This window comes from Streptomyces sp. CoH27, assembly GCF_020181035.1.
Lineage (GTDB): Bacteria > Actinomycetota > Actinomycetes > Streptomycetales > Streptomycetaceae > Streptomyces > Streptomyces camelliae.
This window is the reverse complement of the sequence record NZ_JAIQYY010000006.1, coordinates 356,816-375,528: the sequence shown is the minus strand read 5'-3', so window position 1 is coordinate 375,528 and position 18,713 is coordinate 356,816. Positions and strand designations below refer to the sequence as shown.

Below are 18,713 nucleotides of genomic sequence, written 5' to 3'. Positions count from 1 at the left end.
GGGCCGCGGCGGAGGCGGGGGCCGGGGCGGCCGCGGGGGCGCCGGTGCCGTCGTCGATGACGGCCAGCTCGGCGCCGACCTCGACGGTCTCGTCCTCGGCGACCTTGATGGAGGACAGCACACCGGAGACGGGCGAGGGGATCTCGGTGTCGACCTTGTCGGTCGACACCTCCAGCAGCGGCTCGTCGGCCTCGACGCGCTCGCCCTCGGCCTTCAGCCAGCGGGTGACAGTGCCCTCGGTGACGCTCTCACCGAGCGCCGGAAGGGTTACGGAAACCGCCATGGTTTCGGTTGCTCCTTACGAATTGCGGAAGTCTGTGTCGTCGCGCCCGTTGACCGAAGGCTCAGTCGTGGGAGTGCAGGGGCTTGCCGGCGAGCGCCAGGTGCGCCTCGCCCATCGCCTCGTTCTGCGTCGGGTGGGCGTGGATGAGCTGGGCGACCTCGGCCGGCAGCGCCTCCCAGTTGTAGATCAGCTGGGCCTCGCCGACCTGCTCACCCATGCGGTCGCCGACCATGTGGACGCCGACCACGGCACCGTCCTTCACCTGGACGAGCTTGATCTCGCCCGCGGTGTTGAGGATCTTGCTCTTGCCGTTGCCCGCCAGGTTGTACTTCAGAGCGACGACCTTGTCCGCGCCGTAGATCTCCTTGGCCTTGGCCTCGGTGATACCGACGGAGGCGACCTCCGGGTGGCAGTACGTCACCCGCGGGACACCGTCGTAGTCGATCGGAACGACCTTCAGACCGGCCAGACGCTCCGCCACCAGGATGCCCTCGGCGAAGCCGACGTGCGCGAGCTGGAGCGTGGGGACCAGGTCACCGACGGCGGAGATGGTCGGGACGTTGGTGCGCATGTACTCGTCGACCAGGACGTAGCCACGGTCCATGGCGACGCCCTGCTCCTCGTAGCCCAGGCCCTGCGAGACCGGGCCGCGGCCGACGGCGACGAGGAGGACCTCGGCCTCGAACTCCTTGCCGTCGGCGAGCGTGACCTTCACACCGTCCTGGGTGTACTCGGCCTTCTGGAAGAAGGTGCCCAGGTTGAACTTGATGCCGCGCTTGCGGAACGCGCGCTCAAGAAGCTTCGAAGAGTTCTCGTCCTCGACCGGGACGAGGTGCTTCAGGCCCTCGATGACCGTGACGTCCGCACCGAAGGACTTCCACGCCGAGGCGAACTCGACGCCGATGACACCGCCGCCCAGGATGATCGCGGACTGCGGCACGCGGTCCAGGACGAGGGCGTGGTCGGAGGAGATGATGCGGTTGCCGTCGATCTCCAGGCCCGGCAGCGACTTCGGCACGGAGCCGGTCGCCAGCAGGACGTGGCGGCCCTGGATGCGCTGGCCGTTGACATCGACGGAGGTGGGGGAGGACAGCCGGCCCTCACCCTCGATGTACGTCACCTTGCGGGACGCGATCAGACCCTGCAGACCCTTGTACAGGCCGGCGATGACGCCGTCCTTGTACTTGTGGACGGCCGGGACGTCGATGCCCTCGAAGGTGGCCTTGACGCCGAACTGCGCGCTCTCGCGAGCCTGGTCGGCGATCTCGCCCGCGTGGAGCAGGGCCTTGGTGGGGATGCAACCCCGGTGCAGGCAGGTACCGCCGACCTTGTCCTTCTCGATCAGGGCGACGTCCAGGCCCAGCTGCGCCCCGCGCAGGGCCGCGGCGTAACCACCGCTACCACCGCCGAGGATCACTAGGTCGAAAACGGTGCTGGCGTCGTTCGCCACGTCACGTCCTCCATGCATGTGCGCCTTACGCCGATCTCCTATGACCGGCGGGCGGCTGGTGTCCGGCCGCTTGATGCTTCGGCCCTTCGGTGGGGGCCCTGTCCTGCCGGGCTCCATCTTTGCACTTGTTCGAGACGAACGATGCGCCGGGCCGGGGTGTGAGACACCCCACGTACAGCTGAAAACGAGGACGCGTGACGCAGGGGCGCGGGGCTGCGTCTGACATGCGGCTCCGCCGCGTGGGCGCGAACACCCCCCACGCGGCGGAGCCGTACTACCGACCGGACCGAGCTCTCAGGCGCATCAGCCCAGGTCGCCGGAGGCGGTCAGCTCCGCCAGCCGCACCAGCGTCCGCACACCGGAACCCGTGCCTCCCTTGGGCGTGTACCCGAACGGACCCCCCTCGTTGAACGCCGGGCCGGCGATGTCGAGGTGCGCCCAGGTGATCCCCTCGCCCACGAACTCGCGCAGGAAGAGACCGGCGACCAGGCCGCCGCCCATCCGCTCACCCATGTTCGCGATGTCGGCCACGGTCGAGTCCATGCCCTTGCGCAGGTGCTCCGGCAGCGGCATCGGCCAGGCCGGCTCGCCGACCTCCTCCGCCGCGTCGTACACCGCGGAGCGGAACGCGTCGTCGTTGGCCATGACTCCGAACGTCCGGTGGCCCAGCGCCAGCACCATCGCGCCGGTCAGGGTGGCGACGTCCACGATCGCGTCGGGCTTCTCCTGCGAGGCCGCCCACAGCGCGTCGGCGAGCACCAGCCGGCCCTCGGCGTCGGTGTTGAGCACCTCGACGGTCTTGCCGCTGTACATGTGCAGCACGTCACCCGGGCGCACCGCGGAGCCGGAGGGCATGTTCTCGGCCAGCGCCAGCCAGCCGGTGAGGTTGACCTCCAGGCCGAGGCGCGCGGCCGCGACGACGGCGGCGAACACGGCGGCCGCACCGCTCATGTCGCACTTCATCGTCTCGTTGTGCCCGGCCGGCTTCAGCGAGATGCCGCCCGAGTCGTAGGTGATGCCCTTGCCGACGAAGGCGAGGTGCTTCTCGGCCTTCGGGTGCTTGTACGACAGCTTCACGAGGCGCGGCGTCGCGGCCGAGCCGCCGCCGACGCCCAGGATGCCGCCGTAGCCGCCCTTGACCAGGGCCTTGTCGTCGAGCACCTGAATCTTGAGGCCGTGCTCCTTGCCCGCCGTCTGCGCGATCTCGGCGAAGGCGGCGGGGGTCAGGTCGTTCGGCGGGGTGTTGATCAGGTCGCGGGCGCGGTTCAGCTCCTCGGAGACTGCGACGGCGCGGGCGAGGGCACCCTTGTGGGCGGCGTCGCGCGGCTTGCCGCCGAGCAGCGCGGCCTCGGCCAGCGGCGCCTTGCTGTTCCTGGCCTTGGCGGAGCCGTTTCCGGCCTCCTTGTAGACGTCGAAGGCGTACGCGCCGAGCAGCACGCCCTCGGCGATCGCGCCGACGGCACCCGGGCCGTCGACGGGCAGCGCGAACGCGGCCTTCTTGGACCCGCTGAGCGCCCGTGCGGCCACGCCGGCGGCCCTGCGCAGTGCCTCGGCGTCGTAGCCACCGTCGGTGTCGCCCTCGCCGGGCCGGGCGCCCAGGCCCACCGCCACGACGAGCGGGGCCTTGAAGCCGGCCGGGGCCGGCAGCTTCGTCAGCTCGCCCTCGGCACCCGAGGCGCCGAGAGTCTCCAGGACGCCGGCCAGCCGGCCGTCGTACGCCTTGTCCACGGCCTCGGCGCCCGGCGCTACGACAGGGCCCTTGGCGCCCTTGGCGACACCGATCACGATCGCGTCGGCCCGCAGGCCGGGCGCCGCGGCGGTGCTGAGAGTCAGAGCAGTCACGGTGGTGAAATCTCGCTTCCGATGTGAAGTTGCTGTGGCCGATGTGGGGTGGGTCGACCGGGCCCGAGAGCCGACCCTAGGTCCACGCCCTGGGACAGGTGGCCACCGGGGCCTTCACCCTGTCGGCGAACACCCGGGACGAGCCTACGCGCGTGCGGGCGTTCGCTCATTCCTACGGGCGTTCACCTGTCCGTGGCGTCATGGCCACTTCCGCCCCCTGAGCGCCGGTGATCTGAGCCACGCTCATCGCGTTCCGGTGGGCCATGGGGCCGCACCGGCGGCGCATGTCCCGCGCTTCTCTTCGCCTTCTCGCTGCTCCGCCGCGTCCCGCCACGGGCCCGGCGCGGAGGCGTCTGGCAGGAACCTGCCCGGCCTTCGCTGAACCGGCCGCCCGGCTGCGCGTGGCGCGTCCGGCGCGGGCGCTCACCCCTGGGGCACACCGCCCCGGGGGCTGGAGCCCGCCCGCTGAAAGGCGCCGCGGACGGAGGTGCCGGCCAGCCGGTCGGCGAGGGAGCGGTGACCGGGAAGGACCACCGGCAGCGCGTTGACCAGGAACAGCACCACCGCGACCGCCCACACCAGCACCGACGCCAGGTAGTGCCCCTCGATCAGCAGCACGCAGGCCAGCGCGTACACCGCGACGTCGGCGGCGGTGGTGACGGCGGCGCGGCGCAGGGCGTGCCGGGACAGCCGCGGGGTGACCCGCAGGCCGAGCAGGCCCTTGCCGAGGGTGCGGCCGAGCAGTCGCAGACAGGCCCACTGGTAGAGGAAGGTGACGAGCACGAGCGCCCCGAAGGCCTCCTCCACGTCCAGCACCACGGAGTCCCACAGGGACAGCCCGAGATGCTCGGAGGCGCCGACGACGTCACCGCGCGAGGTCACCAGGTCCAGGCCGCCCTTCGTGGCCAGGGACGGCACATCGGTGACGAGCAGGGTGACGCGGTGGAAGGTGAGGAGGGCGAGCAGCGAGGCGGCGCCCACCACCAGTGCGCAGTCTATGAACCAGGCCGTGGCACGACGCAGCCTCAACACGGAGTTCCCCCGATCACACCTGTCTTGTCCGTGTACGGGCGATGAGCTTAGCGGTCAGTGGCCGAAAGCCAGCACGACCAGCGCCGCCGTGGCCGCCGTCTCCTCCAGCGCCCCGAAGACATCCCCGGTCACCCCGCCGAACCGCCGTACACAGCGGCGCAGCAGCCACTCGGCGACGGCCAGGGCCAGCAGCACGGCGAACGCGGCGCGGACGACGCCGTACGCGCCGAACGGCGTACCCGCGGCCGCCGCCGCGAGGGCGCAGACCGCCGCGACCCCCGCCGCGCCCCGCACCGGCACCACCCCGGCCACCGCCGCCCCCAGCCCCTCCGGGCGGGCGGCCGGTACGCCGGTGCGGGCGGCGAGGGTGAGGGCCAGGCGGGCCGTCACGGCAGAGGTCACGGCCGCCAGCGCACCTCGCGCCCAGGAGTCGCCGTAGAGCTGCGCCAGCACGGCGACCTGGGCCAGCAGCACCAGCACGAGGGTGATGACACCGAACGGGCCGATGTCCGACTGCTTCATGATCCGCAGGGCGTCCTCCGCGGGCTTGCCGCTGCCCAGGCCGTCCGCCGTGTCGGCGAGGCCGTCGAGGTGCAGGCCGCGGGTCAGGGCCGCCGGTACGGCGACGGAGGCGACGGCGGCGAGCAGCGGGCCGGCGCCCAGCAGGAGCAGGAGCAGCCCGAGGCCGGCCGCGCAGCCGCCGACGACCAGCCCGGCCGCCGGCGCGGCCAGCATCCCGCCGCACGCGGCCCCGCGGTCCCAGCGGTGCACCCGGACGGGCAGCACGGTGAGGGTGCCGAAGGCGAATCGGAGGCCGTCGAGGGGCGAGGGCGAGGACGTGAGCACCGGCGCAGGTTACCGGGCTGCCACACGGCCCCCTCACGACACCGGGGATGCCGTGTCTTCCCGGGGGCTGTGACATCAGCGGCTGCCGCCGCGGGCCCCGGACCCCGGCCGTGCCCAAGCCGGGACGGAGCCCGATGAATCCGGGCGTATGCAGGTAATGTGCGCACATGGGGCACTGGTGGGATCGGAACATTCTCGAACCGGGCAAACTCCCGCTGCTGCTCGCCCTCCTGGCCTTCGTGCTGACCTTCCTGGTCACCCGGGTGATCACCCGCCTGATCCGGGCCGGCAAGGGACCGTTCGGCAACGTGAGGGCGGGCGGGCTGCACATCCACCATGTCGTGCCCGGGGTCGTCCTCACCGTCGTCGGCGGGTTCGGGGCCGTCGCCAGCGGCCGGCACGGTGCCGGGGGAGCGGTGTCCGCCGTGCTGTTCGGGATGGGCGCCGGGCTGGTCCTGGACGAGTTCGCGCTGATCCTGCACCTGGACGACGTCTACTGGACCGAGGAGGGCCGCAAGAGCGTCGAGGTCGTCGTCCTCACCGCGGCCCTGGTCGGGCTGCTGCTGGCCGGGTTCGCGCCGTTCGGCGTCAACGACCTGTCCCAGCAGGAGCTCCAGAACCGGGGCACGGTCATCTCCAACATCGCCGGGAACTTCCTCTTCTCGCTCGTCGCGCTCAGCAAGGGCAAGGCCCGCACCGCGGTGTTCGGGATCGTCGTGCCCCTCGTCGCGCTCGTCGGCGCGATCCGGCTGGCCCGGCCCGGCTCCCCGTGGGCCCGCCGCTTCTACGGCCGCCGCCCCCGCGCCCGCGCCAAGGCCGCGCTGCGCGCCTACCGCCACGACCGCCGCTGGGCCCGGCCGCGCCGCGCGCTTCAGGACTGGATCGGCGGCAAGCCCGACCCCCGCTCGGTACGGCTGCCCGGCGGCCGCCGCTGACCGCGCCGCATCCGGCGGCCGTACGCGCGGCGCAGCCGCAGTCGCAGCTCGCGCCCGAACCGTTGCCGCACCGCCACCGCGAGGCACAGCGTCCCCACGGCCATCAGCGCCGCCAGATGCTCCTTGCCCGCCAGGTTCTCCTTGATCAGCACCTCGGCCACCATGGCCACGGTCACCGCACTCGCCGTCGTGTAGGCGCCGTACCGCCAGGCCACGTACACGGCGAGCCCCACCACGGCCGCCGACGGGCCGGTGTCCACCACCTGCGCGTCCGTCCAGGGCAGGCCGAAGGGGGCGTGCGTGCCGAGCGAGATGCCCACGCGCGCGTACAGGGTCCCGGCGAGCGTGGCGACGTACGCGATGGCCAGCGTCGGCCACCAGCCGATGCAGATCTCGGCGATCCCGAACACCAGCAGGATCTGCACCAGCGCACCCCACACCGGCAGGTCCAGCGCGGGCACGAACAGGGAGAGCGGGGTACGCAGCAGGGCCGGCCACAGGTGGTCCTCGGCCCGTACCGCGCCCACGTTCTGCACGAACTGAAAGCCCCACGGCTGGTTCTGCACCCACTGGAGCAGGGCCGTCAGACCCACCGCGGCGAGCGTCATGGGGATCGCCCGCAGGCGCCGTTTCAGGGTGGCCTCGCGCACGGTGACGCACAGCAGCCCCCACTCGGCGCGGGCCCAGCGGGCGAGCGTTCTCATCTGGCGTTCCTCATCCCCGTACGGTCATCGGTGCGTGCCGAGGTGCCTGCGGTGCAGCCACCTCGGCAGTCCCGGCGCCTCCAGGAAGCCTTCCGCGCGGGCCGAGGCGAGGCCGATGCGCAGCAGGTCCGCGCTCTTCTCGAACAGCAGGAACCGCGGCTCCCAGATGGGCCGGTACTTGGCGTTGGCGCGGTACAGCGACTCGATCTGCCACCAGCGGGAGAAGAAGCTGAGCAGCGACCGCCACAGCCTCAGCACCGGTCCGGCACCGAGGCGCGCGCCACGTTCGAAGACCGACCTGAACATCGCGAAGTTGAGTGACACCTGAGTGATCCCGATCTCGCGGGCCCGCCGCAGCAGCTCGATGACCATGAACTCCATCAGCCCGTTGTCGGAGTCCCGGTCCCGGCGCATGAGGTCCAGTGACAGACCGTGCGGCCCCCAGGGCACGAAGGAGAGCAGCGCCCGCGGCCGGCCCTCGGCGTCGGTGCACTCCAGCATCACGCACTGCCCGTCCTCGGGGTCCCCGAGCCGGCCGAGCGCCATGCTGAACCCGCGCTCGGTCGCCCCGTCCCGCCAGTCGTCCGCCCGCTTCACCAGCTGGGCCATCTCGTCGGCCGGGATCTCCGCGTGCCGCCGGATCCGCACCTCGTACCCGGCCCGCCTCACCCGGTTGTGGGCCTGCCGTACGGTGCGCATGGCCCGGCCCTCCAGGGTGAAGTCGGCGACCTCCACGATCGCCTCGTCACCGAGTTCGAGCGCGTCGAGCCCGTGCCGGGCATAGACGGTCCCCGCCTCCTCGCTCGCCCCCATCACCGCCGGGATCCAGCCGTGCGCCCACGCCTCGGCCAGCCACGGGGCGATCGCCCCCGGCCAGGCCTCCGGGTCCCCGATCGGATCCCCGGAGGCGAGCGAGACCCCGCCGACGACGCGGTAGGCGACGGCGGCCTTCCCGGTCGGCGACCACACCACGCTCTTCTCCCGGCGCAGCGCGAAGTAGCCCAGCGAGTCCCGCTCGCCGTGCCGCTCCAGCAGGGCCCGCAGCCGCTTCTCGTCCTCCCCGGTGAGGGGGTCCACGGCACGCCGGCTGCGGAAGGCGGCGTAGAAGACCGCCAGGACGAGGGCCGTGCTGAGCACGTTGACGGCGACGTTCGCCCAGTTCGGTGGGTCGATGCCGGGGAAGCGGTTCTCGTCGGCGGCGACCGACACCAGGCGCAGGGCGCCGTAGTGCCAGCGCTCCAGGAAGGTCGAACGGGCCGCGTCCGGCGCCTGGTTGGTGACGGTGATGACCAGCCCGGCGAGCAGGGAGGCGGCGACCCCGCCGCCGACGGCGACCGTCGCGGCGAGCCGGGGGTTGGAGCGGTCGCCCTTGGCGTAGAACTCCCGCCGGCCCACGAGCAGCGCGCCGACGAAGGCGGCGGTGAGGCCCAGCGAGATCCAGTTCTGCGCGTACCGCCGGATCTCCGGGAACGCCATCGCGAACGCGAACAGGGCGAGGAAGGCCCCGCTCATCACCAGGTTGAGGATCCATGCGGCCCGTTTGCGCCGGCGCATGGTGATGGCCAGGAATGCGGTGAACACGCCCGAGGCGAAGCCGGCCGTCAGCAGGTACGGGGTGAAGTAGTCGTCCTGGTTGTGCCGGCGCACGTCCTGGCCGAGCGAGACCCAGACCGCGCTCAGGAAGTTGATGAAGGCGACGGTCCGCAGATACCAGACGGCGAAGGCGGCGGCCCGTCGGGAGGCCCCGGTCGACCGCCGCCCCTCCTCACCCGGACGCCCCGGCTCGGCTTGCTGCGGCGGCACGGCATTTCGGGCATCTCCCATGGGGCAGGATCATATGGGCGCCGCCCCGACGAACCGCACTTTTCCGCCGGGGCGCCCCTTTCTCCACAGGGTTCCCTCTTTTCCGCCGGTTCCCTTTCTCCGCGCGACGGCGTTCGGCCGGGACGGTGGATCACGGCGGTGCCGAACCGGCCGAAACCCGACTACTCCTCTGCCTTCTCCGATGTCTTCTCCGAGGACTCCTCTGTCTTCTCCGAGGGCTCCTCCTTCTCCTCCGGCTCCTTCTCGGCCGGCTCCTGCGGCCTCTCGGGGAGTTCCGCCGCCAGGGCCGCCGCGGAGCGGACGAGGGGCAGGGCCAGCAGCGCGCCCGCTCCCTCGCCGACCTTCAGGCCCTGCTCCAGCAGCGGCTCCAGTGCCATCCGGTCCAGCGCCTTCGCCTGCCCCGGCTCCCCGCTGTCGTGCCCGGCCAGCCACCAGTCCGGCGCCCGGAACGCGACCCGCTGGCCGACCAGTGCGCAGGCCGCGGCCACGACGCCGTCCAGGATCACCGGCAGCTTCCGCGCCGCGCACTGCAGCAGGAATCCGGTCATCGCGGCCAGGTCCGCCCCGCCCACCGTCGCCAGCAGCTGCGTCTGGTCCCCGAGCACCGGCCGGGCCCGCCGCAGCGCGTCCCGGATCGCCGCGCACTTGCGCATCCACGCCAGGTCGTCGATCGCGAGCCCGCCCCGCCCGGTCACCACCGACGCGTCGGTCCCGCACAGCGCGGCGATCAGCACCGACGCCGCCGTGGTCCCGCCCACGCTGATGTCGCCGAGCACCACCAGGTCGGTACCCGAGTCGGCCTCCTCGTCGGCGATCGCGATCCCCGCCCGCAGGGCCGCCTCGGCCTCCTCCAGGGTGAGCGCGTCCTCGATGTCGATACGGCCGCTGCCCCGCCGCACCCGGTGCCGTACGACGTCCTCGGGGAAGGCGTCCGGCGCGCAGTCCAGGGCCATGTCCACGACCCGTACCGGAACCTCGAAGCGCCGTGCGAGCACGGACACCGGGCTCGCACCCTCCAGCACCGCCCGCACCAGCTGCTCCGCGCTGCCCGCGGGCCGCGCCGAGACGTTCAGCTCGGAGATGCCGTGGTCACCGGCGAAGAGGACCACGCGGGGCCGCTCGACGGGCCGTACCGGTACGGAGCCCTGCGCGGCGGCCAGCCACTCGCCCAGCTCGTCGAGGCGGCCCAGCGCCCCGGGCGGCACGATCTGGCGCTCCCGCCGGGCCTCGGCGTCACGGCGCACGCCCCCGTCCGGGCGCTCGATCAGATCGGTGAAGTCGTCCAGATTAAGCCTGCTCATTCGCCGAACAGTACCGCCAGCGAACGCGTGCTTCCGCGTCACATCGCCACCACACCCGCCCGACGTCTTTGCACCCAAGATCGGTATCCCATACGTTCCGTTTTGCAGCGGAATGTCGCTCAGGGGGCCGCCCATGCCGACCTCGCCCCGGACCACCACCCCTCAGGCCGCCGACCCGTATCACGAGCCACGCCGCGAGAACTGCCCCTGGTGCGGCGGCGAGCGCCTGCGCACCCGGGCGCGGGCCGCCGCGCCCGGCCGGCGCGGTCCGGGCACCTGTGTCATGGACGAGTGCCGCGACTGCGGGCACGCCTTCCAGAACCCCCGGTTCACGGTGGAGGGCCTCGCCCTGTACCACCGGGACTTCCGCGCGGGCCGGAATCCCTCCGCCCGGGCGGTCCGCCGCCGGCACCGCGCGGCGGCCCGTACGGTGCTGCCGCTGGCCGAGCCGGAGAGCTGGCTGGACGTGGGCACGGGGCACGCCGGCTTCCCGGAGGCGGCCCGGGAGGTCTTCCCGTACACCTCCTTCGACGGCCTGGACCCGACGCCGAGGGTCGAACAGGCGAGGCTGGCGGGCCGCGTCGAGGAAGCCCACATCGGCGACCTCACGAACCCCTGGATCCTGCCCCACCTGTACGCCCGCTACGACGTGGTCAGCATGTTCCGCCACCTGGAGTACATCCCCGACCCGCGCGCCGAACTCCACGCGGCCCTGACCGCCCTGCGACCCGGCGGCCACCTCCTCCTCGAACTCCCCAACCCCCACAGCGCGTTCGCACTCCTCCTGGGCCGTCGCTGGCCCCCCTACCGCCAACCCCGCCACCTGCACCTGCCACCCCTCGCCAACCTGTGCGCGGAGCTGGAGAACCAGGGCTGCGACATCCTCACGGCCGACCGCCGGACGCTCTCCTCGAACACCTACAGAATCGTGGCGCGGAAGCACACGGAATCCTCGTGACCGGGGCTCACCCCCGCAGCACCAGCGCCTGCCCCGCCACCACCAGCAGCACCTGCTCGCACTCCGCCCCGAACGCCGAGTTCAGTCGCCCCAGTTCATCCCGGTACCGCCGCCCGGACGCGGTCGCCGGGACGATCCCCGACCCCACCTCGTTCGACACCGCCACCACCGTCCGCCGGGTGGCGCGCACAGCGGACGTCAGTTCCCGCACCCGCTCCCGCAGCAGCTTCTCGCCGCCGCCCGCCCACTCCGCGTCGTCCCACGCCCCCACGGCGTCCATGGCGTCCGTCAGCCACAGCGACAGGCAGTCGATCAGCAGCGGCGGCCCGTCCTGGCCCAGCAGCGGGATCAGGTCCGTCGTCTCCGTCGTACGCCACGAACCCGGCCGCCGCTCCCGGTGCGCGGCCACCCGCGCCGCCCACTCGGTGTCCCCGCCGCGCGTCCCGCCGGTCGCCACGTACAGCACGTCCGGGAAGGACTCCAGGCGCCGCTCGGCCTCCACGGACTTGCCCGAGCGCGCCCCGCCCAGCACCAGTGTGCGGCGCGGCACGTCCGGCACGTCCTCGTACACCCCGACCGTCAGCGTCGTACCGTCCGGCACCGCCCGCGCCCCGGCCGCCGCCAGCCGGCGCCGCAACTCCGGGCCCGGCGGGACGTCGTGGTCGAGGTGGACGGCGACCACGTCCGTCGTGGCGCCGGCGGAACCCACCGCGCGCAGCCGCGCCAGCGCGTCCGGGCGGCCCGCCACGTCCGCGAGGACCATGTGGTACGACTCCGCCCGCGCCTCCTCCAGGCCCGCCGGCGCCCCGCCCGGCGGCAGATACAGCAGCCGCTGCCCGTCCGGGCCCGTCACCGCGTACCCGGTGCCGCCCGCGTCCATCGCGACCGCCCGCACCCGATGCCCCGTCAGCAGCGCCAACTCCCGCCCGTCCGGCACCCGCCCGGGCTGCGGCAGCCCGGCCGGCACCTCCACCGCCGGGCCGTCGTGCGGATGCGACAGCAGCACCTGCCTCACCCCGCCCAGCGAATGCCCCACCCGGGCCGCCGCGAACGCCGCGCCCGGCGTCAGATCGAGCAGCAGCGCCCCGTCCACCAGCACGGCGGTCGCCGCCCGCGCGTCCGGCCCGAGCGCGGTCGCGCAGGCGGCACAGGGGCAGTCGGGGCGGGGCAGTCCGGCCGGGGCGCCGGTACCGAGCAGAGTCACTTCCACGGAATCGATTTTCGCCCGTCTGATCAGGTCTTGCGCTTCCGGCTAGTCTGCCAGCACGTGTTGGATCAAAGGAGGCCCACATGACGGCATGGACGTGGCGGTTCGAGAAGGCCGACGGGACGGAGGTCCAGCCCGCCGTGCAGCCCGAGGAGTTCACCACGCAGGGGGATGCCGAGTCCTGGATCGGCGAGAACTGGCGGGCGCTGCTGGAGGGCGGCACCGACCAGGTGCGGCTGTTCGAGGAGGGCACCGAGATCTACGCCGCGCCGATGAGCCTGCGCGCCGCCGCGGAGGACTGAACCGCCGGCCGGTCCCCCGGGGGTGCGGCCGTACGGTCGTACCCCTCGTGCCCCGCTCACTGCGCGCCCAGTGTCACGTCCGCCGTCTTCACGGTGCCGTTCCTCTGGTACGTCACCGTCGTCCTCCCGCCCGGCTGGTCCGCCGCCAGCGCCACCGCGAGGGAGGTGATGGTCGTGATGGACTGGTCGCCCAGCTTGGTGATGATGTCGCCGGCGCGCAGGCCCGCCTTGTCGGCCGCGCCGCCGGGCGTGGTGCTGACCACCGCCACCCCGGCCGGCTGGTACCTGTCGTCCACGACCGTCCGTCCGGCGATGTTGAGCGCGGCCCGCCCCGAGTCGGTGACCTTGCCCTCCTTGACGATCTGACCCGCGATCGTCTTCACCATCGACGCCGGGATGGCGAACCCGATGCCGGGCGCCGCGCTGCCCCCGAGGGAGGGGTCGGCGGCGGCGAGCGTCGGGATGCCGATGACCTGCCCGGCCAGGTTGACCAGGGCGCCGCCGCTGTTGCCGGGGTTGATGGCGGCCGAGGTCTGCACCATGTTCGCGATCGTCGCGCCCGTGCCGCCACCGGTGCTGTTCTCGCTGACGGTCCGTCCGACCGCCGAGACGATGCCCTGCGTCACGCTGGACGACAGCCCGAGCGGCGAGCCCATCGCCAGCACGATCTGGCCGACCTCCACCTTCTCGGAGTCGCCGAACGCCGCCGGCTTCAGTCCGGACGGCACCTTGTCCAGCTTGACCACGGCCAGATCCTGGTCGGGATAGGAGTACACCAGCGTCGCGGTGAGCGGCTCCTCGTTGTTGGCCGTCGTCACCTTGAAGGTCTTCTCCCGCCCGACCACGTGCGCGTTGGTGACGATGTGCCCCCGGTCGTCGTACACCACCCCGGAGCCCAGCTCGTGGCTCGCCTGGATCTGCACGACCGACGGCAGGACCTCCTTGATCACCTTCTGGTACTGGCTCTGCAGGTCGGTCGCCGCCATCGGCACGGCCGTCCGTGCGGCCGTCGCGGTGTCCTGGGCGGCCGGCGTGGCGGTCGGCGAGCAGCCGGCGGCGAACCCGGCGGCCAGCAGCGCGCAGCACACCAGCGCGGTGGCGGGCACGGCCCTGCCGAGGACACGGGTACGGGCACGGGTACGGGAAGCGTCCATGTCCCGAGTCTCACCGGAGGGTGATCGTCCGGCCCGCGATGTTGCCCCGAACGGGCACCGGCGCGTGGCTCAGCCGCGTACGCCGCACAGGTGCAGCAGCGCCGCCACCCCGCGGTAGGGGTCCGTGCGTCCGGCGCGCTCCTCGGCCGCCAGCAGGGTCTCGACGTCGTCCGGGACCGGCGCGTCGTCCGCGGCCGTGTCCGAGAGGACCCGTACGCCGTACCAGGCGTGCAGCGGGGCCCCGATCCCGGCGAGCGTCGCGGTCAGCGTGGCCAGCCGGTCGGCCCGCACGTCCAGGCCGAGGCGGTTGCGGTACGCGGTGGTGTCGAACGCCGCCAGCGCGCCCGCCCAGTCCCCGGACAGGCCCGGCCGCATGGCGAGCGCGTCGCCGTTGCGGACCAGCAGGGAGAGCAGGCCGCCGGGGGCCAGCATCCGGGCCAGCCCCGCCACCAGCGGATCGGGCTCCTCGACGTACATCAGCACACCGTGGCACAGCACCACGTCGAAGCTGCCCGGCAGGAAGTGCACGCCGGTGTCCCGCCCGTCGCCCTGCACCAGCCGGACCCGCTCGCGGATGCCCTCCGGCTGCGCGGCCAGTGCCGTACGTGCCGCGTCGATCATCGTCGGGTCCTGCTCGACTCCGGTCACCTGGTGGCCGAGCCGGGCCAGCCGCAGCGCCTGCGTGCCCTGGCCCATGCCGACGTCGAGCACCCGCAGCCGCTGCCCGACCGGGAACCGTCCGGCTATCTGCTCGTCCAGCTGCCGGGCCACCAGCTCCTGCCGTACGACATCACGCAGCCCGCCCAGCTTGCGCAGCCAGGCATCCGCCGCATCCCCGGTGAAGGCGTCTGCGCTCAGGGCTTCTCTCCGCGCTTGACCTGCGGCTTCGGCAGCCGGAGCCGGCGCATCTGGAGGGAGCGCATCAGGGCGTAGGCGACCGCGCCCCGGGTGTTCTGGTCGGCGAAGCGCTCCTTGAGGCGCTTCTTCAGGCGGAAGCCGCTGACCGCCGCGTCCACCACGATCAGCACGATCACGACCAGCCACAGCAGCAGCGCGATGCTCTGGATCGCGCCCACCCGGACCACGCTCAGCACGAGGATCACGATGGCCAGCGGCAGGAAGAACTCCGCCACGTTGAACCGCGAGTCCACCCAGTCCCGGGCGAAGCGGCGCACCGGGCCCTTGTCCCGAGCCGGCAGATACCGCTCGTCGCCGGTGGCCAGGGCCTGGCGCTGGCGCTCCAGCGCCTGGCGCCGGTCCTCGCGCTGACGCTTCGCGGCGTCCTTGCGGGTCATCGGCGTGTTGGCGACGCTGCGGCGCTGGGACTGGGCCTCACTGCGCTTGGGCGTGGGCCTGCCCTTCGGGGCCTGCGGGTCACGGGGCTGCTTGGAGTCGGCTGCCTGCGCCTTGTCGGCGGGGGCCTTCTCTTCCTTGGCACGGCTACGGAACACAAAACCCAAGGGTAAGCGCTCCACCCGCATGGACCCCAGCCAGGCGGGGAACGATCCGGCAACACCGTTCGTCTGTAGGGGGACAGAGGGGACGTTCCGGCAGGGGATCACCTACTCCTTGCGCCGGAGCGGTACGGTCCGCAGTCGTCCTTGGGGATGAGCGCATCGGTCCCGGAACAGTGCGGTAATGGAGTCAGGGCCCGTACTGTGGGTCCTGTCGCAGGATCTGTGAGCTGGAGTCCGTCAGAAGGGGGCGCGCGAAGCCCATGAGCGGTGTCATGAAGCGTATGGGGATGATCTTCCGCGCGAAGGCGAACAAGGCCCTTGACCGGGCCGAGGACCCGCGCGAGACCCTCGATTACTCGTATCAGAAGCAACTGGAGCTGCTGCAGAAGGTGCGCCGGGGCGTCGCCGACGTGGCGACCAGCCGCAAGCGCCTGGAACTCCAGCTCAACCAGTTGCAGCAGCAGTCCTCCAAGCTGGAGGACCAGGGCCGCAAGGCGCTCGCGCTCGGCCGCGAGGACCTGGCCCGCGAGGCGCTCTCCCGCCGCGCCGCGCTCCAGCAGCAGGTCACCGACCTGGAGACGCAGCACGCGACCCTCCAGGGCGAGGAGGAGAAGCTCACCCTCGCGGCCCAGCGCCTGCAGGCCAAGGTGGACGCCTTCCGTACGAAGAAGGAGACCATCAAGGCCACCTACACCGCCGCCCAGGCCCAGACCCGGATCGGCGAGGCCTTCTCCGGCATCTCCGAGGAGATGGGCGACGTCGGCCTGGCCATCCAGCGTGCCGAGGACAAGACGCAGCAGCTCCAGGCCCGCGCCGGCGCCATCGACGAGCTGCTCGCCTCCGGCGCCCTGGACGACCCGACGGGCATGGCCAAGGACGACATCGCCGCCGAGCTGGACCGCCTCTCCGGTGGTACGGATGTGGAGCTGGAACTGCAGCGCATGAAGGCCGAGCTGGCCGGAGGCTCCCCGCAGCAGGCCATCGAGGGCGGTACGGGCCAGGGGCAGACCCAGCAGCAGCCGCAGGACACCCCGCGCTTCGACAAGCAGTGAGCCCGGCGCCGGGGGCCGAGCCGAGGAGGCCGACGTGATCGTACGGATCATGGGGGAGGGCCAGTGGCAGCTGGCCGACGCCCACTTCGCCGCGCTGAACAAGCTCGACGACGAGCTGCTGGAGGAGATGGAGGGCGGCGACGAGGCGGGCTTCCGCCACACCCTCCACGCCCTCCTCGACTCCGTCCGCGAGCTCGGCACGCCTCTGCCGGACGACTCCCTGGAACCGTCGGAGCTGATCCTTCCAGCGCCGGACGCGTCGCTGGACGAGGTCCGGGCGATGCTCGGCGACGAGGGACTGATCCCGGGCTGAGGGTCGGGCCCCGAGGGGCCCGGGGAACGTACTGTTCATCCCGTGAGCACTCTCGACCGCGCACGCTGCAGCCTCAAGGCCCACCCGTGGGCCCTGGACGCCGCCATCGCCGCAGCCGTGCTGGTCTGCATGATCGCGGGATCCTTCGTGACCCCGCGCGGGACCAACGGCGTCACCTGGGGCATCCGCACCCCCGACCCGCTCAGCCTGCTGCTCATGCTCCTCGCCGCGGCCGCGCTCGTCTTCCGGCGCCGCGCCCCCATGCCGGTCCTCGCCGTCACCGGCACCCTCTCCGTCGTCGAGTGCGTCACCAGTGACCCGCGCGCCCCGGTCACGATGGCGGCTGTCATCGCCCTGTACACCGTCGCCGCGACCACCGACCGCACCACCACCCTGCGCATCGGCCTGCTCACCATGACCGTGCTGACGGCCGCCGCCATGCTCGGCGGCCCGCTGCCCTGGTACGCGCAGGAGAACCTGGGCGTGCTGGCCTGGACCGGTATCGGTGCCACCGCCGGGGACGCCGTACGCAGCCGGCGCGCGGTCGTGCAGGCCATCCGGGAGCGGGCCGAGCGGGCCGAACGCACCCGTGAGGAGGAGGCCCGCCGCCGGGTCGCCGAGGAGCGGCTGCGCATCGCCCGCGATCTGCATGACGTCGTCGCCCATCACATCGCCCTGGTGAACGTGCAGGCCGGGGTGGCCGCGCACGTCATGGACAAGCGGCCCGACCAGGCCAAGGAGGCCCTCGCCCACGTCCGCGAGGCCAGCCGCAGCGCGCTCGACGAACTGCGGGCCACCGTCGGTCTGCTGCGCCAGTCCGGTGACCCCGAGGCCCCCACCGAGCCCGCGCCCGGACTGAGCCGGCTGGAGGACCTCGCGGGCACCTTCCGCAGCGCCGGGCTGCCGGTGGAGGTGGCCCGCGCCGGGCCGGACTCCGATCTGCCCGCCGCCGTCGACCTGGCCGCCTACCGGATCGTCCAGGAGGCGCTGACCAATGTGCAGAAGCACGCGGGGGCCGGCGCCAAGGCCGAGGTCAGCGTCGTACGGGTCGGCCCGGACATCGAGGTCACCGTGCTGGACGACGGCCCGGGAGGGGAGAGCGCGCCCGGGACCGGCGGCGGGCACGGGCTGCTCGGCATGCGTGAGCGGGTCACCGCCCTCGGCGGCACCCTCACCACCGGACCCCGCTACGGCGGCGGCTTCCGTGTCCATGCGATCCTGCCCCTCAAGACCCGTACCGACACCCGCGACGACGCGCACTGAGAGCCGTACGACGGCACCGGGGGAGCCCGCATGACGATCCGTGTCCTGCTCGCCGACGATCAGGCCCTGCTGCGCAGCGCGTTCCGGGTGCTGGTCGACTCCGAGCCCGACATGGAGGTGGTCGGGGAGGCCTCCGACGGCGCGGAGGCGGTCCGGCTGGCCAAGGAGCAGGCCGCGGACGTCGTCCTCATGGACATCCGGATGCCGGGGACCGACGGGCTCGCCGCCACCCGGATGATCAGCGCCGAGCCGTCTCTGGCGCAGGTCCGCGTGGTCATCCTGACGACGTTCGAGGTCGACGACTACGTGGTCCAGGCCCTGCGCGCGGGCGCCTCCGGTTTCCTCGGCAAGGGCAGCGAGCCGGAGGAACTGCTGAACGCCATCCGGGTCGCGGCGGGCGGCGAGGCCCTGCTGTCCCCGGTCGCCACCAAGGGGCTGATCGCCCGCTTCCTCGCCCAGGGCGACGGCGACGACGGCCGCGACCCCGCCCGCTCCGACCGGCTCGGCACGCTCACCGGACGGGAGCGGGAGGTGCTGGTCCAGGTCGCCGGCGGCCACTCCAACGACGAGATCGCCGAGCGCCTGGAGGTCAGCCCGCTGACGGTGAAGACGCACGTCAACCGGGCCATGGCCAAGCTCGGCGCGCGCGACCGGGCGCAGCTCGTGGTGATCGCCTACGAGTCGGGTCTGGTCCGGCCGAGGACGGACTGACCGTCCGCGGCCCCTCCCGGATCTCCACCCGGGTCCACCTCCGGCGTACTCCGTTCTCCACCCCGGCGTACTGCGAGGG

19 protein-coding genes are annotated in these 18,713 nt (G+C 72.9%); 7 read left to right on the top strand and 12 right to left on the bottom strand.

Annotation, left to right across the window (positions count from 1 at the left end; all coding sequences use genetic code 11):
• The 5 genes from LE548_RS12380 to LE548_RS12360 all read right to left on the bottom strand — a co-directional run.
• A partial coding sequence (locus LE548_RS12380; protein WP_308030178.1) for a biotin/lipoyl-containing protein occupies positions 1-283 on the bottom strand: 283 nt, incomplete at its 3' end.
• Positions 284-344: 61 nt separating this feature from the next.
• Positions 345-1,733 (bottom strand): dihydrolipoyl dehydrogenase, encoded by a 1,389-nt coding sequence (gene lpdA, locus LE548_RS12375; RefSeq protein WP_225096814.1) that lies wholly within the window; start codon positions 1,731-1,733, stop codon positions 345-347.
• Positions 1,734-2,036: 303 nt separating this feature from the next.
• Positions 2,037-3,575, bottom strand: coding sequence for a leucyl aminopeptidase (locus tag LE548_RS12370; protein ID WP_225096813.1), 1,539 nt, complete (start codon positions 3,573-3,575; stop codon positions 2,037-2,039).
• Positions 3,576-3,998: 423 nt separating this feature from the next.
• On the bottom strand, positions 3,999-4,604 hold the full coding sequence (locus tag LE548_RS12365) for an RDD family protein (RefSeq protein WP_225096812.1): 606 nt from the start codon (positions 4,602-4,604) through the stop codon (positions 3,999-4,001).
• A gap of 57 nt (positions 4,605-4,661) precedes the next feature.
• A complete protein-coding gene (locus LE548_RS12360) occupies positions 4,662-5,453 on the bottom strand; it encodes an adenosylcobinamide-GDP ribazoletransferase (RefSeq protein ID WP_225096811.1) in 792 nt (263 codons plus the stop codon).
• 167 nt (positions 5,454-5,620) lie between these two features.
• Between LE548_RS12360 and LE548_RS12355 the strand changes: the two genes are divergently transcribed.
• The gene (locus LE548_RS12355; protein WP_225096810.1) at positions 5,621-6,388 is read left to right on the top strand and encodes a hypothetical protein; all 768 of its coding nucleotides are present in this window, start codon (positions 5,621-5,623) and stop codon (positions 6,386-6,388) included.
• On the opposite strand, the gene LE548_RS12350 is transcribed toward LE548_RS12355, so the two are convergent.
• From LE548_RS12350 to cobT, 3 genes are all read right to left on the bottom strand, one after another.
• Positions 6,325-7,092, bottom strand: a complete 768-nt coding sequence (locus LE548_RS12350; protein ID WP_225096809.1) for a hypothetical protein — start codon at positions 7,090-7,092, stop codon at positions 6,325-6,327. The genes LE548_RS12355 and LE548_RS12350 overlap by 64 nt on opposite strands.
• A gap of 24 nt (positions 7,093-7,116) precedes the next feature.
• Positions 7,117-8,916, bottom strand: a complete 1,800-nt coding sequence (locus LE548_RS12345) for a phosphatidylglycerol lysyltransferase domain-containing protein (RefSeq protein WP_225096808.1) — start codon at positions 8,914-8,916, stop codon at positions 7,117-7,119.
• A 161-nt stretch (positions 8,917-9,077) separates the two neighbouring features.
• The gene (gene cobT / locus LE548_RS12340) at positions 9,078-10,217 is read right to left on the bottom strand and encodes a nicotinate-nucleotide--dimethylbenzimidazole phosphoribosyltransferase (protein WP_225096807.1); all 1,140 of its coding nucleotides are present in this window, start codon (positions 10,215-10,217) and stop codon (positions 9,078-9,080) included.
• Positions 10,218-10,350: 133 nt separating this feature from the next.
• Here cobT and LE548_RS12335 point away from each other — a divergent pair, with 133 nt between their 5' ends.
• Complete coding sequence (locus tag LE548_RS12335; RefSeq protein ID WP_225096806.1) at positions 10,351-11,175, top strand: class I SAM-dependent methyltransferase; 825 nt, start codon at positions 10,351-10,353, stop codon at positions 11,173-11,175.
• Between the two features lie 7 nt (positions 11,176-11,182).
• On the opposite strand, the gene LE548_RS12330 is transcribed toward LE548_RS12335, so the two are convergent.
• Positions 11,183-12,385 (bottom strand): bifunctional adenosylcobinamide kinase/adenosylcobinamide-phosphate guanylyltransferase, encoded by a 1,203-nt coding sequence (locus tag LE548_RS12330; protein ID WP_225096805.1) that lies wholly within the window; start codon positions 12,383-12,385, stop codon positions 11,183-11,185.
• 80 nt (positions 12,386-12,465) lie between these two features.
• Here LE548_RS12330 and LE548_RS12325 point away from each other — a divergent pair, with 80 nt between their 5' ends.
• On the top strand, positions 12,466-12,684 hold the full coding sequence (locus LE548_RS12325; RefSeq protein ID WP_225096804.1) for a hypothetical protein: 219 nt from the start codon (positions 12,466-12,468) through the stop codon (positions 12,682-12,684).
• Between the two features lie 56 nt (positions 12,685-12,740).
• Here the strand turns inward: LE548_RS12325 and LE548_RS12320 are convergent, their stop codons facing one another.
• From LE548_RS12320 to LE548_RS12310, 3 genes are all read right to left on the bottom strand, one after another.
• Complete coding sequence (locus LE548_RS12320; RefSeq protein ID WP_225096803.1) at positions 12,741-13,838, bottom strand: S1C family serine protease; 1,098 nt, start codon at positions 13,836-13,838, stop codon at positions 12,741-12,743.
• A 69-nt stretch (positions 13,839-13,907) separates the two neighbouring features.
• Positions 13,908-14,609, bottom strand: coding sequence for a bifunctional 2-polyprenyl-6-hydroxyphenol methylase/3-demethylubiquinol 3-O-methyltransferase UbiG (locus LE548_RS12315; protein WP_225096802.1), 702 nt, complete (start codon positions 14,607-14,609; stop codon positions 13,908-13,910).
• An 83-nt stretch (positions 14,610-14,692) separates the two neighbouring features.
• A complete protein-coding gene (locus LE548_RS12310) occupies positions 14,693-15,319 on the bottom strand; it encodes a DUF3043 domain-containing protein (RefSeq protein ID WP_225096801.1) in 627 nt (208 codons plus the stop codon).
• Positions 15,320-15,555: 236 nt separating this feature from the next.
• On the opposite strand from LE548_RS12310, the gene LE548_RS12305 reads away from it, so the two are divergent.
• From LE548_RS12305 to LE548_RS12290, 4 genes are read left to right on the top strand one after another with little or no spacing between them, the layout of a single operon-like run.
• Positions 15,556-16,347 (top strand): PspA/IM30 family protein, encoded by a 792-nt coding sequence (locus LE548_RS12305; protein WP_225096800.1) that lies wholly within the window; start codon positions 15,556-15,558, stop codon positions 16,345-16,347.
• 34 nt (positions 16,348-16,381) lie between these two features.
• The gene (locus LE548_RS12300; protein ID WP_225096799.1) at positions 16,382-16,660 is read left to right on the top strand and encodes a hypothetical protein; all 279 of its coding nucleotides are present in this window, start codon (positions 16,382-16,384) and stop codon (positions 16,658-16,660) included.
• 42 nt (positions 16,661-16,702) lie between these two features.
• Entirely contained in the window at positions 16,703-17,923 is a 1,221-nt protein-coding gene (locus LE548_RS12295) for a histidine kinase (RefSeq protein ID WP_225096798.1), read from the top strand.
• Positions 17,924-17,953: 30 nt separating this feature from the next.
• Complete coding sequence (locus LE548_RS12290; RefSeq protein WP_225096797.1) at positions 17,954-18,634, top strand: response regulator transcription factor; 681 nt, start codon at positions 17,954-17,956, stop codon at positions 18,632-18,634.
• Positions 18,635-18,713: the final 79 nt, after the last annotated feature.

What these genes read in the sequence shown, in the direction of transcription:
- LE548_RS12325 (WP_225096804.1), top strand. Translation starts at nt 12,466, where the DNA reads ATGACGGCATGGACGTGGCGGTTCGAGAAGGCCGACGGGACGGAGGTC.
- cobT (WP_225096807.1), bottom strand. Translation starts at nt 10,217, where the DNA reads ATGAGCAGGCTTAATCTGGACGACTTCACCGATCTGATCGAGCGCCCG.
- LE548_RS12350 (WP_225096809.1), bottom strand. Translation starts at nt 7,092, where the DNA reads ATGAGAACGCTCGCCCGCTGGGCCCGCGCCGAGTGGGGGCTGCTGTGC.
- LE548_RS12335 (WP_225096806.1), top strand. Translation starts at nt 10,351, where the DNA reads ATGCCGACCTCGCCCCGGACCACCACCCCTCAGGCCGCCGACCCGTAT.
- LE548_RS12310 (WP_225096801.1), bottom strand. Translation starts at nt 15,319, where the DNA reads ATGCGGGTGGAGCGCTTACCCTTGGGTTTTGTGTTCCGTAGCCGTGCC.
- LE548_RS12305 (WP_225096800.1), top strand. Translation starts at nt 15,556, where the DNA reads ATGAGCGGTGTCATGAAGCGTATGGGGATGATCTTCCGCGCGAAGGCG.
- LE548_RS12320 (WP_225096803.1), bottom strand. Translation starts at nt 13,838, where the DNA reads ATGGACGCTTCCCGTACCCGTGCCCGTACCCGTGTCCTCGGCAGGGCC.
- LE548_RS12355 (WP_225096810.1), top strand. Translation starts at nt 5,621, where the DNA reads ATGGGGCACTGGTGGGATCGGAACATTCTCGAACCGGGCAAACTCCCG.
- LE548_RS12345 (WP_225096808.1), bottom strand. Translation starts at nt 8,916, where the DNA reads ATGGGAGATGCCCGAAATGCCGTGCCGCCGCAGCAAGCCGAGCCGGGG.
- LE548_RS12290 (WP_225096797.1), top strand. Translation starts at nt 17,954, where the DNA reads ATGACGATCCGTGTCCTGCTCGCCGACGATCAGGCCCTGCTGCGCAGC.